Source organism: Pontibacter oryzae, from assembly GCF_003576375.1.
GTDB classification, from domain to species: Bacteria; Bacteroidota; Bacteroidia; order Cytophagales; family Hymenobacteraceae; genus Pontibacter; species Pontibacter oryzae.
Map to the genome: position 1 here is coordinate 183926 of NZ_QWGE01000002.1, position 14808 is coordinate 198733.

Sequence of the window (14808 nt, forward strand, 5' to 3'; positions counted from 1 at the left end):
AAAAGTAAAGGCCCCGCTTTTTTATAAATTGCATGTTATCTTAGGTCCGGTTGCGGCGCCAGTTAGATGTTGTTGTTGCAGTAGTTTTTGATGATGCAGCAGTAGTGGCTGGCTTTTGATTATCCATGAGCATGGCTGCCAGTGCAACGGCAATCTCGTCAGCTCCTTCGTCAGGTTTGCGGTCAAGCATGTCGGGGCTGAAGTGGCGCTCTATAAACTTGGTGTCAAAGTCCCCACTTACAAACGCTTCGTGCTGCAATACAAATGTTCCGAAGGGCAGTGTGGTTTCTATACCTGTAATCTGATATTCTTCGATGGCACGCAGCATTTTATCAATGGCTTCCTGCCGGTCTTTACCAAAGGTTACCAATTTGGCAATCATTGGGTCATAATAGATCGGTATTTCCATACCTTGCTCAAAACCATCATCCACCCGAACTCCCATGCCCTGCGGCCTTCTGTACGTTTCCAGTTTCCCGATATCAGGTAGGAAGTTATTGGCAGGGTCTTCTGCGTACACGCGCAACTCCAGGGAGTGGCCGTTTATCTTAAGATCCTCCTGACGGAACGATAGCGCCTGGCCCTCTGCAACAAGTATTTGTTCTTTAACAAGGTCCAGCCCCGTAATTTGCTCTGTTACGGGGTGCTCTACCTGCAGGCGGGTGTTCATCTCGAGGAAATAAAAGTTCTTGTTCTCGTCTAGCAAAAACTCTACTGTGCCGGCACCCACATAGTCACATGCTTTGGCAACATTCACGGCATTGCGTCCCATTTCTTCGCGCAGGGCAGGAGTAAGCACAGCCGATGGAGCCTCTTCGATCACTTTCTGGTGGCGGCGCTGGATAGAGCATTCACGTTCAAACAGGTGCACGATGTTTCCGTGGGTATCGCCGAGCACCTGAATTTCGATGTGGCGCGGCGAACCGATGTACTTCTCAATGAAAACGGAGCCGTCGCCGAAAGCGGAAGTAGCTTCGCTTACAGCCAGCTGCATTTGCTCCTCAAAAAACTCAACGTTATCAACCACGCGCATGCCTTTGCCGCCGCCGCCTGCGCTTGCTTTGATAAGTATGGGGAAACCTACCTGCGTGGCTATTTGCTTGGCTTCCTCCACGTCGGTGATGGCCTCTTCGGTGCCGGGCACCATGGGGATATTATACTTGGCCACGGCTGCTTTGGCGGCAAGTTTGCTGCCCATTAGCTCGATGGCCTCCGGTGAGGGCCCGATAAAAATAAGGCCTGCCTCTTGCACGGCTTTTGCAAAACCAGCGTTCTCTGAAAGGAAACCATAACCCGGGTGAATAGCATCAACGCCCAGATCTTTGCATACTTGAATGATCACGTCGCCGCGCAAGTATGACTCGTTGGATTTAGGGCCACCCACACAAACAGCCTCATCGGCAAAACGCACGTGCAGGGCATTGCGATCGGCCTCGCTGTAAACGGCTACTGTCTTGATACCCATTTCTTTAGCCGTTCGCATCACGCGTAAAGCAATCTCGCCGCGGTTGGCTACCAGAATCTTATTGATTTTTCTCATTCAGAAGCTATGGTTTAATTTACTCCAAAGAAAAGCTTTTGGGGGCAAAGTTAAAAATCATGGCTTTAAAAATGAGCACATGAGTATAGCTCACAGATTGTATATGAATCGAATAAACCATAACTTTGTGCCGCATTATACCCAATTTCGTTTAAAAGGGTATGAAGCCAAAGTTAAATTTGAAATTATCCCGATAACCTAATTATTACACAAGTGGATTTATTTGAAAAGTTGTTGACCAACAGAGGCCCGTTAGGCAGCCACTCACATTACGCACACGGATACTTTACGTTTCCTAAGCTGGAAGGTGAGATTTCTCCACGAATGAAGTTCAGAGGCAAAGAGGTGCTTACCTGGAGCCTTAACAACTACCTTGGCCTTGCTAACCACCCTGAGGTTCGCAAAGCTGACGCTGAAGCTGCTGCTGAGTGGGGTATGGCTTATCCGATGGGGGCACGCATAATGTCTGGTAACTCTAACCTGCACGAGCAACTAGAGGCTGAGCTTTCTGATTTTGTGAAGAAAGAGGATACTTTGTTGCTGAACTTCGGTTACCAGGGCGTAGTATCTATCATTGATGCATTGGTTGACCGCCACGATGTGATTGTTTACGATGCCGAGTCTCACGCCTGTATCATTGACGGTGTGCGCCTGCACCAAGGCAAACGCTTTGTGTATGGTCACAACGATATGGAGAGCTTGGAGAAACAGCTGGAGCGCGCTACGCGTTGGGCTGAGAACACAGGTGGTGCCATACTTGTGATCACGGAAGGTGTATTCGGTATGTCTGGTAATCTGGGCAAACTGCGCGAGGTAGTAGACCTGAAAGAGAAATTTAAATTCCGTCTGTTGGTAGATGATGCCCACGGTTTCGGTACAATGGGTGCAACAGGCGCTGGTACCGGTGAGCACTTAGGTTGCCAGGATGGTATTGATATTTACTTCTCTACGTTTGCCAAATCAATGGCAAGTATAGGTGCCTTCGTTTCTTCTAATGAGCAAGTAGTAGAGTACCTTCGTTACAACATGCGCTCGCAAATTTTCGCGAAGTCGCTGCCTATGCCATTGGTTGTAGGTGCCCTTAAGCGTTTAGAGTTGCTGCGCAACAAGCCTGAGCTAAAGAACAAACTATGGGAAGTGGTGCACGCACTGCAGAGCGGCTTGCGTGAGAAAGGTTTCAACATCGGCACGACAGAGTCTCCGGTTACGCCTGTGTTCCTGAATGGCCAGATTCCTGATGCCACCCAGTTAACCCTTGACCTGCGCGAGAACTACAGCATTTTCTGCTCTATCGTGGTTTACCCGGTAGTTCCAAAAGATGTGATCATGCTGCGCCTTATCCCAACAGCCGCGCATACGCTGGCTGATGTGGAAGAGACAATCTCTGCTTTTGAGAAAATTGCACAAAAACTAGATAAAGGCTTGTACTCCAGCTCTGCAGTTACCGCCTAACAGGCTTGAAAGGCCTATATTAAAATTATTGAATCTTTGCTTGTTTGTAACTAATGTGTATATTAGAGCTATAAAATCAAATGTTTCACTATAACAATTGCTCTAATGAACAACAACTTTAGCAAACTGAAGGACTTGGTTATGTCCCTGGAAGGTGACTTCGAAAAGTTCTACGACAAAGGTAATGCTGCTGCAGGTACTCGTGTACGTAAAGGCATGCAAGACCTTAAAAACATGGCTCAGGACATCCGTAAGGAAGTTCAGGATCTGAAAAACGATAAAGCTGAGTCTGCTAAGTAATTAGTTGAATACAGTATAAATAAAAAAGGTGGTCTGCAAAGACCACCTTTTTTATTGTATTTACCCTTATAAACAGTTAGTTAACGGAAATAAGGTAGTAATTCTTCTTGCCTTTCTGCACTACCAGGTACTTGCCCTGCAGCAGCTCGAAATTCACGGCATCATCGGCGTTCTGCACCTTCTGGCGATTTACGCTTACACCACCGTTCTTAATCATTCGGCGGGCTTCACCCTTAGACTCGAATACCTGGCCGCCTGTTAAATCAGAAAGCAGGTCGGTTACAGAAGCAGCGCTTGCATAGTCGGACTGGCTAACCTGCATCTGGGGCACACCCTCAAAAACAGATAGCAAAATATCCTCTTTCAGGCCCTTCAGCGTCTCAAAATCGCCTTTTCCAAATAAAATTTCAGAGGCATCTACGGCTGCATTATAATCTTCTTCGGAATGTACACGAATTGTAACATCCTTAGCGAGGGCTTTCTGTAATAAACGCTGGTGAGGCGCCTGCTTGTGCTCTTCGGCTATTTTTTCGATCTCTTCCTGCGGAAGAAGTGTGTACACTTTTATGAGTTTCTCGGCTTCCTCATCCGACAGGTTAAGCCAGAACTGATAGAATTTATACGGCGAGGTTAAGGCAGCATCCAGCCATACGTTGCCACCCTCAGACTTTCCGAATTTTGTTCCATCCGATTTCGTGACAAGCTTTCCGACAAGGGCATAGGCCTTGCCGCCATCCATGCGGCGGATCAGTTCTGTGCCTGTGGTGATGTTACCCCACTGGTCGGAGGCGCCCATCTGTAGTTTCAGGCCTTTGTTCTTATATAAGTGGTAAAAGTCGTAGCCCTGGATCAGTTGGTAAGCGAACTCGGTGTAGGAGAGACCCTCGGCACGGTCGCCATCCTCATCGGCGTTGATGCGCTTCTTCACGGAGTCTTTGCTCATCATGTAGTTCACGGTGATGTGCTTGCCCACCTCGCGCAGGAAATCCAGGAAGCTGAAGTCCTTGAACCAGTCGTAGTTGTTCACGATCTCGGCAGAGTTTGCTCCGCAGTTAAAATCAAGGAATTTCTCCAACTGGCTTTGAATGCCTTCCTGGTTCTCGCGCAGCACATCCTCAGAGAGCAGGTTGCGCTCCGCGGATTTGCCCGATGGGTCACCGATCATACCTGTGGCACCGCCAACCAATGCTACAGGCTTGTGGCCGGCACGTTGCAGGTGCACCAGTAGCATAATAGTGGCCAGGTTACCTATATGCAGCGACTTAGCCGTTGGGTCGAAACCGATATAGCCAGCCGTCATTTCAGAGGCGAGTTGTTCTTCTGTACCCGGCATGAAATCATGGAGCATGCCTCTCCAACGCAGTTCGTCAATAAGATTCATCTATACCTTAGTCTTCTGTTTAAGGCAAATATAAAAAAGAGTTGGCAGATTAGGGGCGGGGAAGTATGGAAAGCGTGAATGAATGGTGTTAGATTATATTCTTTATACTATATTAGAAGGTAAGGAAATGAAACTATAGTATAAGAAAGTCTTTTTACTCCACACATAATGCAGATAGTAGGAGTAGGTACTCCTGTTATACAACAGTTAGCACATAATTGAAGTTAAGAAATGAACATCTTTGACAAAGAATATTTTCCTCTGCATCACTTCAGCTATGAAGTGTTTGTAAGGTGCCCAAAATGTAGTGGGCTCGGAAAAGTTACGACCGTCAAAGAAGGCTACTTTTATGAAAAGGACAAAAGCGCCAAGTTCAGTTGCTTAGAATGTGGACACTTATCAGCAAGTCTGAAAGAATGGTTGGGGTATTATGTCGGCTACATTGGGTTCGACTACAAAGGTAAAGCTTGTGGTAATTGCGGAAGCATATTCCAGAAGGAATTTGAAATAACCAAAACACCTTACAAATCTGGAATGGCTGAATGTCCTGTTTGCCATAAAGAAAGAGAGTATGAAATAAACTGGTACAGATACAGGGGCGAATCACCAACTGACCCTTTCTTTGGTCTGGACTTATACTTTCAGAAGCAGGTAAAAAATGGACTCCTGTGGGTCTATAACCTTGAGCACTTGCAGTACTTAAGGGACTACATTAATGCAACCGTAAGAAAAAGGGAGCGAGTAGGACTTTACTCTATGATAGCCAGACTTCCTGATTTTATAACTTCATCTAAAAATAGAGAAGCAATAACCAAACAGCTCAAAAACTTCGAAGAAGAAATAAGAAAATCAAGTGCTAACAAGGCACACAAGTTAAACATAGGCTGACGCCATGTTCACCTTATGTGCGAGCCGTTGCCAATAATTGTAAGTATGAATAAAACCGCAATTTACCTATTGGGCCTCTTAATGATAATGATCAGCTCATGTAGCTCAGGAATGTCAGAAAGTGAAGTGTACCAAATATTGAATCAGGTAATTGCAGATAATAAACTGCAGGTTAATAGAGTCTGTCAAGACTTTAAAAGCCTGCATCTCAAGAATGAATACAAGGAAGAGTTTTCTAAGGACCTTGAGTTTATCAAAAAGCAGAAAGAGCAGTTCTCTGACTTGAAGATTAAGCCCAATAAGCTAAGATATTACAACGAAAGAACAGGCAACTATGACTTTATAGAAGTTGATACTACCTGCAGCGAAGGCTTTCTCTATCATATCTCACTACCTATAGTCTCCGAAGACAGGCAAAAGGTCTTAATCGAGTTTAATGAAGATTGTAACTGTATGTTGGGTGGACAAGGAAGCAAAGAGCTTTATGTGAGAAGAAATGGGCGCTGGGAGAAAGAAAAATCTTTTGATAGGTGGATTAGCTTAGAAGGCTCGCCTATATGAAAAACAACAGTGGTAACAAGGCATATAAGTCATACTTCGGCTACGCCTCGTTTGCCTTCTATACAAGACTTTGTACAATAATTAAGTTATAGAAATGGGATTAGATTCAGTAGAACTACTTTTTGAAATTGAAGAAAATTTTGGAATTCAAATCCCAGACTTAGAAGCAGAAAAAATCTATACTGTTGGTGACTTTGCTGACACCATTTATAAAAAAATAAAAACAGTTCCCAATCAAAAGTGCTTGACCCAAGTTGTGTTCTACCGTATCAGGCAGGCTATGGTAATCATGGGAAATGTAAGAGACAACATCTCGCCTGATTCTAAAATCTCAGAGTTGCTTCCAATTGGAAATGTTCAAGCTGAGTGGGAAAGGCTACAAAAAGAAGTACAGCTGAAATTTCCTGAACTGGTCAAAATGGACATTGACAAAACCATTGAACAGGAAGTTAAGCTCTTTGGAATCAAAATCTACAAACGAACAGAGCCAGTAACAGAACATTCTATCAAAAAGCTGATTGACTGGGTTATCTCATTGAATTTTAAGCAGCTAATTGATATTGAGCAAATCTCAAACAAGTATGAAGTTGAGAGAATTGTTGCTGGTATAATAAGCGAGAAGATGGGCATTCGAATCAATAAGATTGAGTTGAGACATTCTATCACAGACGATTTGGGCGTTGATTAAAAAATCATTGAATCGCAAGGTTTATATCCTATGCTTCGGCTGAATGCCTTGTACACGGTATACACTAGACGTTAGGTGGAATTATAAAGTATGAGTTTATTATCAAATATTGGTATCGTCAGTTCTATTATACTTTCAGCATATTTGTCTTCCTGCGCAGGTAGCAATACTACTATACCAGAAAGCGAACTATCTAGGAATACAGGAATTATCATCGACACATTCTCTGATCATCCACCTGAAATTAAAGGTTGCTCGTGTTTATTCTCCAATAACAAGAATGACTTCGAAAGTGAGAAATACATTTACGCTGATGATTATCAAGGTCATGCGTTTATCTCAATCAATGGGGAAATGAAACGATTTACCTTGAGTAACTCTCATAAAGTTTCTGATAAGCACTTCATCCGAACTTGGACTTGAGAAGACTTTAATATTACTCTCGACTATAAGCAGGTGGGAGAAATTGAAGAGACTTGGCAGCAAAAAGGAACAATAAAAATCAAGTCAAAAACTGGTACATAAGTAGCTAAAGAGTTTTATGGAGAATGTGGTTGCTAAAAGAACAACAAGCCATATCCACACCTATAAGTAAGCTATGCCACCTTATAGCCAAGCAACCTCATAACCTCCCCAACTCCTCCGCAACTCTCTTATTCCACTGCTCCTGGGCAGTTTTGTTTAATCCGTGTTGGGTTTCGGCGTCATACTTCTCCTGAAGTTGGTTCATCTCGCGGAACGATTCTATGAAATGGTACTGGATGATGCTGTTGTAATCGGCCACGGAAAGTATATCCGGCGTTATTTTTTGCTTAAAGCGTTCGGCTACCAGTTTGGCTATGTCGAAATGTTTTTGCTCGTGGTTTAGGCCATAGGCATCCAGGGTGCCGGCTTTTGCCCACGACGAACTTTGGAGCATGTATACTTTCAGGTTGAGGTAGAGCAGCAGCGTGCCATTTTTTACCTCCGTGCGCCCGTCATAGGAAAAGCTGGGGAAGATGGCGGCCGCATACTTGCTCGGTTTGGAGGGGCTGCCTTTAAAATCAGACCAGGTCAGCGGCCTTTTAGAAGTATAAAATACGGTATCGTTTGTTTCCTTTTCAGGATGGTCCGTGAAAATAACTTTAATGCTGGTGGCGAGTTTGGGATTACTGGCAGCTTGCTCATCCATCCAGTTATTCAAAAAAACCATCGATTGCACCAACGTTTTTCGAAGGGCCGGTTCTGCCACGTTCTGCTGGTTAGCCGGCCGGTCGTAGCGTAGGCCGCCGCGGTACTGGGTGAGGGGCACCGTTTCATCCTCGTTCAGTTTCAGCTCGAAATCCATCACTACCACAGCCTCGCCTTTTACGCGGCCTGGCGCCTCTGCTTTTTCCGAGAGGCGCAGTTCTTTCAGGCGCACAGTAATGGGCCGCAGGTTTGCGTTGCGTTTGAGGTTGGCAAGTATAAACTGCTGCACGGCTTTGTGCCCTCCGCCAGCTAAATCCAGTTTTCCTTCCGGTATTAGCTGCGCAACCGAAGATTTATCGGGGCGCTCATCAATCACCTCAGCAATATAAAACTCCTTTGGCGTGAAAGGCAGCGGCTCATGCTTTAGAACCAAGGGAGTGTTGCCTCCGGCCTCGGCACTAGCGGCAGGCGCAAGTATGAGCAGGAGCGAGAAAGTCAGCAGGGAAAGTATGATTCTCATAAAGTATAGCAGGTAGTAAGCACAGCGCGTGCTTGAAGAGAACAAGCGGCCATACTTTTGAGTTCTGCCGATGAAATAACCTTTGCCATACTTTCATTTCGTGGGAGATGCCTTAATTTTGTAGGTGCAACAAGTGGCTGCGATCACGCGCATCCCTGAAACCGATACAACCACATATGGCCCTGACACCCGAATCCATTTTAGAGCAACTAAAGCAAAGGCAATTTGCCCCGGTATACTTTCTGCAGGGCGAGGAGTCTTATTACATCGATACCATTGCCGACTATATTGAGGAGCACGCGCTGCAGGAGCACGAGAAAGGCTTTAACCAGGTAGTGCTTTACGGCAAGGATGTGGATGTGTCGACGGTGCTGCTGCAGGCCAAGCGCTTCCCGATGATGTCTGAGCGCTCCGTGGTGATCGTGAAAGAAGCCCAAAGTATAGCCGACATCGAGAAGGAAGAAGGAATGAGGCAGCTGGAAGCATACTTGCAGCACCCGCTGGCATCTACCATACTTGTGTTCTGCTTTAAGCACAAAACCCTTGATGGGCGAAAGGCACTTGCCAAAGCGGTAAACAAGCATGCCGTGCTGCTCACCACAAAAAAACTCTACGACAACCAGGTGCCCGCCTGGGTTACAGGTTACCTCAAAAGCAAAGGCATGAAAGCTACGCAGCAAGCCGTGCTGCTGCTCAGCGAGTTTATTGGCTCGGATCTATCGAGGCTGGCCAACGAAATAGATAAGCTGCTGATAAACCTGAAACCGGGAGCCACCGTAGACGAGGGGCTGGTGCAGGAAAACGTGGGAATCAGTAAAGAGTACAACGTATTCGAGCTGCAGTCGGCCCTGATTGCCCGCGACGCCCTGAAGGCCAACCGGATCATACATTACTTTGAGGCGAACCCGAAGAACAATCCGCTCATCCCGAACCTGACGCTGTTGTTCACCTTTTTTACCAAGCTGCTCACGCTGCACACGCAGCAGGATAAATCGGAGCAGGGCATACGCAAGGCGCTGGGCAACCGTGGCTTTCTGGCGAAAGAGTACATGCAGGCGCTGCGCACTTTCCCGTTGCAGCGCTGCATCGATATTATACACTTTGTGCGTGTAGCCGACCTGCAGGTGAAGGGTATAACAGGAGGCGATAGGAGTGATGCCGATATTCTGCGCGAGCTGGTGTTTAAGATCCTGCATCCGGTGCCACGGGCCATGGCTTCATAATTTCAGCGGTTATTTTTCCACAGGATAACAATAATACCAGCTTCCTGACTTTATATAGTAGTTAAGCCATATTAAATGATAGAAGCGTCAGAATTCTGGTAAATCCGGTGGCTGCTTTCTAAAAATTACTAACTTTGAATGAGGTATTGGCCGCGGTTAATGATTGCCGTGCAACGCATAATTCCTCTATTAAACAGAATAAAACGACGTGCCCACAGTGGCGAACAGGTAAATATGAAGATAGCTTACAAAGTAGCGCTTGCATCCGTACTGGCCGGAGGCTCCCATGTGGTAGCGGCCCAGCATACGCAAGTTTTCACCTCTGAAGAGAGATACTTCCACGAAGGAATCGAGCTTTTCGACCGCGCCAAGTATGGCTCGGCGCAGGAAGCTTTTAAGAAGTATATCGAGCTGATCGGAAATGACGCTAGAACAGCAGACGCACGGTATTACTATGCTCTAAGCGGCTTATACCTGCTACACCCGGACGCGGAGCAGCTGGTACTTGACTTCGTGAAAAAGTACCCAACGCACCCTAAAACGGCACTGGCCAATTACGAGCTCGGTTTATACTACTTCGAGCAGAAAGACTACAAGAAGGCCGTTGAGCTTCTAAAAGATGCCCCGATACACCTGCTGAGTACCAAGCAGAACGACGAACTAGAGTTTAAGCTAGGCTATTCATACTTTGCCACCAAGGATTTCGAGAATGCCAAGATCTGGTTCGATAAGAACAAGACGACCGGTTTCGAGCAAAACGAGCACCGCTTTGCCTATGCCTCTAACTACTACGCCGGCTATATTTCTTACCGCCAGGGCGATTACGCAGCAGCCAAAGCTGACCTAAAGATTGCAGAGAAAAACGAGGCATACGCCAGCATCGTGCCTTACATGATCACCGAGATCCTGTACAAGGAGAACGATATCTACGAAGTGATCCGCTACGGCGAAGCTTCATTGGCCAGAAAACCACAGGTGCAGCAAGCCGATGAGATTGCCCTTTTGGTAGGCGATGCCTATTATCAGAAAGCGGATTACAAAACGGCTGAGAAGTATTTTAGCCAGTACGCCAAAGGCAAGCGCACGCTGGAGCCAGTTATTCAGTACAAGATTGCCGTAACCGACTACAAGAACAACAACTACAAAAACGCTGTCGCCAATTTTAAGGAGGTCGCGCTTAAAAAGGATGCCCTTGGCCAGAATGCCGCTTACTATTTAGGCTTGAGCTACCTGAAGGAAGATAACAAACAGTTTGCCCTTACCGCCTTCGACCAGGCCCGTAAAAGCGACCTGGATAAAGACGTGACCGAAGCCGCTACGCTGAAGTATGCGCAGGTAAACTTTGAACTTGGTAACTTCCGGGAGGTGATTAACTCGCTGGCAGATTTCGGCAAGAATTACCCGAACTCTGACCAGGCTGAAGAGGCTGACCGCCTGTTGAGCGAATCATACTTTGGCTCGAACGATTATGCCGCTGCTATCCGCCACATTGAGGGTTTGGAGAAGAAAAGCTGGCGCATTCTGCAGACCTACCAGCGCGTAACGTATTACCACGGCGTAAACCTGTTTAACGACAGTAAGTTTCCGCAGGCTGTGCAAATGCTCGATAAGTCGCTGCAGTACCCTTATGATAAGGAAGTTACGGCTGCCAGCCATTTCGTAAAAGGCGAGGCATACTCTATTGGGCAGCGCTACAACGATGCTATCAACAGTTATGCCGCCGTTTTCCGTACAGCACCAAACGCTAAGGAAGATTACTATATTAAATCGCGCTACGGCATTGGGTATGCATACTTCAACACCAAAGAGTATGACAAGGCCCTGACACACTTTAAAGCTTACCTGGATAACATTCAGCCAAGCAACCCGAACTACAACGATGCGACGGTGCGCCTGGCGGATACTTACTATGTAAACAAAAACTATAACGAGGCGCTTAACCTCTATGAGCGCGTTATTTCCACTAGCTCCCCAGACCGGGATTATGCGTTTTTCCAGAAGGGCGTAGTGCTCAGCATTCTTAACCGTAACGATAAAGCCAAAGGCGCGCTGCAGGAGCTCATCAATAAATTCCCGAACTCACGTTACCGCGACGATGCCATGTACCAGTATGCGGTGATCGATTTTGAGGGAGGTAACTACCAGGCTGCCGTCCAGGGCTTTACAAAGCTCATTAACGGAGTGCCGGACAGCAAGCTAGTACCAAACGCTCTACAGAAACGCGGTATAGCATACTCAAACCTGCGCCAAAACGACCTGGCTATTGCCGACCAGCAGCGCGTGCTGAACGATTTCCCAGATTCTAAAGTAGCCAGCGGCGCTCTATACAGCTTGCAGGAAGTGTTGGGCCAGGAAAACAGAAGCAATGAGTTTGATCAGTATGTAGACAAGTATAAATCTGCCAACCCGGAGAGCAGTGCTCTGGAAAGTATTGAGTTTGAGGCGGCTAAGACCTTATACTTTAACCAGAAGTATGACCAGGCTGTAGTGAAACTGGAGAACTACATAAAGTCTTACCCGAAAAGCAGCTTCGTGCCGGATGCGCGCTACTACCTCGCAGATTCATACTTGCGCAATAACAATGCAGCTACAGGTATAAAACTGATGAAGCAGGTTGCAACCGAAAACCGCTCGGAGTTTGTGAACCGTGCCATCCAGCGTGTGGCCGATTTAGAGTTTGAAGCAAAGAATTACCCAGAGGCCATAAAATATTACAGCCGCCTGCGCGATGTGGCAACCAACCGCAAGGAGCAACAAACTGCATTGCTCGGCCTGATGCAGACATACTTCCGCACCAGCGATTTCGCCGGTACGAAACGTGTAGCCGCCGAACTCATTAGCCAGGGCAACGCCTCGCTTAATGCTTACAACTCTGCTTTACTGTTTAGAGGCAAAGCTACTTATGCACAGGGAAGTATGGAGCAGGCGCTAACTGAATTGCGCGAAACCAGCAACTCGGCCAACGACATAAACGGAGCCGAGGCGCATTACCTTATCTCTGAAATTCAGTACAAGCAGAAGAAGTATAAAGAGGCACTGGATCATGCCTTTGAGTTCAGCAACAAGTTCGGCAGCTACGACTTCTGGCTGGGTAAAACGTTCCTGCTGATCGCTGATATTTATACGGCGCAGAACGAGACGTTCCAAGCACGCGCTACGCTCAACTCTATCATCGATAATGCTCCTAACCAGGAGATTGTGGCAGAAGCGAAGCAGAAATTGGCTAAAATGGATGGCAAAAACGCCTCTAAAGCCACACAGCAGGCGCAACCGCAAAATTTGCAGCCAAACGCTCAGCCAGCACGCATCGATACCACGATCAATGAGCAGCCAGCCGACACAACCGGACAGCAGAACTAGTCAGAATTACAGTATTAGAAGAGATTCATCCCCATGAAAAATAAAATAAGATTAGCTTCCCTTGCCATCGTGATGTCTGTTGGGTACAGTTACCTGAACACGGCGCAGGCGCAGAACCAAGGCTGGAATGAAGGCACCAAACTAGAGGATGCTGAGGTAGTAGTGGAAAAGAGCCGTGTGATCGAACTGCCGCAGGCTGCCCGTAACTACGAGAAGTTCCGAATTAACCCGCCCCAGATCGGCGACCGCAACGTGCGCTACCGCTTCAATGATTACCGCCTGCCGTCGCAGGATATTGAGCTGCAGATGCGCGTGCTTACCATTAAGCAGGACGAGCTCACGAAACTTTACGGAAACTACTTGAAAGCCGGCCTGGGCAACTATGGCTCGCTTTACCTAAAGGGCTATTTCCACAACAAGCGCAGCGATGTTGCTAGCTACGGCGCGCAGGTTAGCCATATTTCTTCTTCGCGCGGGCCGGTGGATAAGGACAACTCAGCAGTCTCTAACTCAGACATCAGCCTGAACGGAGAGCGCTATCTGAAAGGCTTTACCGTTGGCGGCGACCTGAAGTATGGCCGTGAGAAGCGCTATTTTTACGGGTACGAGCCGTTGGTTGATGGCGCCGAGGTTGACCGCGATACCATCAAGCAGGTGTTTAACAGAGTGCAGGCGCAGGGCTTTTTCCATAACCAGACCTCCGGTGCGCCTTTCCTCTACAAAGCCAATGCCCGCGTGCAGTACATCAACGATGCCTACGACATGAGCGAGAGCAACTTTGCCGTAGACCTTCGCAGCGAGTATGGCATAGATGAGCTTTCAGCTTTTAAGGTAGATGCTGATCTGTCATTCCTGTCGCACCAGGATTCATCCTCGGTTAGCCGTGGCTTCTTCAAAGTGCATGCCGCTTACGAACGCAAACTAAATGCACTTCGCCTGACTTTAGGTGCTAAGGTGGCTTACACCGGTGATGATGTAAACTCCACGCGCAACTTTAACGTGTACCCGATGGTGCAGTTGGGCCTTGAGCCGGTAGAGGGTAACCTGTTGATTTACGGTGGAATAGGAGGTGATCTTGAAAGAACTACTCTATACAGTCTGACTCAGGAAAACCCATACCTTGCGCCAAACGTGCAAGTGGCTGATGTAAACAAAGGACTAGAGCTTTACGGTGGTTTCCAGGCGAACATTGCCAACTATGTGCACCTGAATGGCCGCGTAGCCTACCAAAACTTCCGCAACCTATACTTCTTTAACAACAACGCAGCCGACCCTTCTAAATTCGATTTGATTTATGACGATGGAGTAACAAATGTGTTCAATGTTTTTGCAGAGGCTTCATTCAACTATTCCGATGAAATCCGTTTGGGTTTAAAGGCTGACTATAACAGCTATAACACGGATGACCTGGAGCAACCCTTCCACCGCCCAGAGCTGATGGCAAGTGTTTACGGCACGTACAACTTCTACGACAAGATTCTGTTTAATTCAGAACTTTATTATATTGGGGATTCATTTGGCCAAATCACGCAAATGGACGGTACCACTGTGTTGCGCCAGACCGATTCTATCATCGATCTGAACCTGAAAGCAGATTACCGTTTCACGAATAACTTTACAGTTTTCCTGATGGCCAACAATATATTTGGTAAGAAATACGAGCGTTTCGTAAATTACCCGAACAAAAGTGTTAACCTACTTGGAGGAGTAACATATTCCTTCTAA

General features: G+C 46.9%; 11 protein-coding genes. 8 read left to right on the forward strand and 3 right to left on the reverse strand.

All coding sequences use genetic code 11. The annotated features are described in order from the left end of the window. Positions 1 to 40: 40 nt before the first annotated feature. Positions 41 to 1540, reverse strand: a complete 1500-nt coding sequence (gene accC, locus D1627_RS05655) for an acetyl-CoA carboxylase biotin carboxylase subunit (RefSeq protein WP_119431270.1) — start codon at positions 1538 to 1540, stop codon at positions 41 to 43. Between the two features lie 213 nt (positions 1541 to 1753). Here accC and D1627_RS05660 point away from each other — a divergent pair, with 213 nt between their 5' ends. Both D1627_RS05660 and D1627_RS05665 read left to right on the forward strand, forming a co-directional pair. Next, positions 1754 to 2992, forward strand: a complete 1239-nt coding sequence (locus D1627_RS05660) for an aminotransferase class I/II-fold pyridoxal phosphate-dependent enzyme (protein WP_119431271.1) — start codon at positions 1754 to 1756, stop codon at positions 2990 to 2992. 105 nt (positions 2993 to 3097) lie between these two features. Next, entirely contained in the window at positions 3098 to 3292 is a 195-nt protein-coding gene (locus tag D1627_RS05665; protein WP_119431272.1) for a histone H1, read from the forward strand. Between the two features lie 76 nt (positions 3293 to 3368). Here the strand turns inward: D1627_RS05665 and tyrS are convergent, their stop codons facing one another. Further along, positions 3369 to 4673 carry a tyrosine--tRNA ligase gene (gene tyrS / locus D1627_RS05670; protein WP_119431273.1) on the reverse strand — a complete coding sequence of 435 codons (1305 nt, stop codon included), beginning with the start codon at positions 4671 to 4673 and terminating at the stop codon, positions 3369 to 3371. Positions 4674 to 4904: 231 nt separating this feature from the next. On the opposite strand from tyrS, the gene D1627_RS05675 reads away from it, so the two are divergent. The 3 genes from D1627_RS05675 to D1627_RS05685 all read left to right on the forward strand — a co-directional run bounded on the left by D1627_RS05675 (position 4905) and on the right by D1627_RS05685 (position 6810). Further along, entirely contained in the window at positions 4905 to 5561 is a 657-nt protein-coding gene (locus tag D1627_RS05675) for a hypothetical protein (RefSeq protein WP_119431274.1), read from the forward strand. 45 nt (positions 5562 to 5606) lie between these two features. Then, a complete protein-coding gene (locus tag D1627_RS05680; protein ID WP_147383225.1) occupies positions 5607 to 6122 on the forward strand; it encodes a hypothetical protein in 516 nt (171 codons plus the stop codon). A 94-nt stretch (positions 6123 to 6216) separates the two neighbouring features. After that, positions 6217 to 6810, forward strand: a complete 594-nt coding sequence (locus tag D1627_RS05685; protein ID WP_119431276.1) for an acyl carrier protein — start codon at positions 6217 to 6219, stop codon at positions 6808 to 6810. Between the two features lie 622 nt (positions 6811 to 7432). Here the strand turns inward: D1627_RS05685 and D1627_RS05690 are convergent. After that, entirely contained in the window at positions 7433 to 8500 is a 1068-nt protein-coding gene (locus tag D1627_RS05690) for a hypothetical protein (protein ID WP_119431277.1), read from the reverse strand. A gap of 176 nt (positions 8501 to 8676) precedes the next feature. Between D1627_RS05690 and holA the strand changes: the two genes are divergently transcribed. From holA to D1627_RS05705, 3 genes are all read left to right on the forward strand, one after another. Beyond that, positions 8677 to 9723 carry a DNA polymerase III subunit delta gene (gene holA, locus D1627_RS05695; protein ID WP_119431278.1) on the forward strand — a complete coding sequence of 349 codons (1047 nt, stop codon included), beginning with the start codon at positions 8677 to 8679 and terminating at the stop codon, positions 9721 to 9723. A 234-nt stretch (positions 9724 to 9957) separates the two neighbouring features. Next, a complete protein-coding gene (locus D1627_RS05700) occupies positions 9958 to 13083 on the forward strand; it encodes a tetratricopeptide repeat protein (protein WP_119431279.1) in 3126 nt (1041 codons plus the stop codon). A gap of 33 nt (positions 13084 to 13116) precedes the next feature. Further along, a complete protein-coding gene (locus D1627_RS05705) occupies positions 13117 to 14808 on the forward strand; it encodes a porin family protein (RefSeq protein ID WP_119431280.1) in 1692 nt (563 codons plus the stop codon).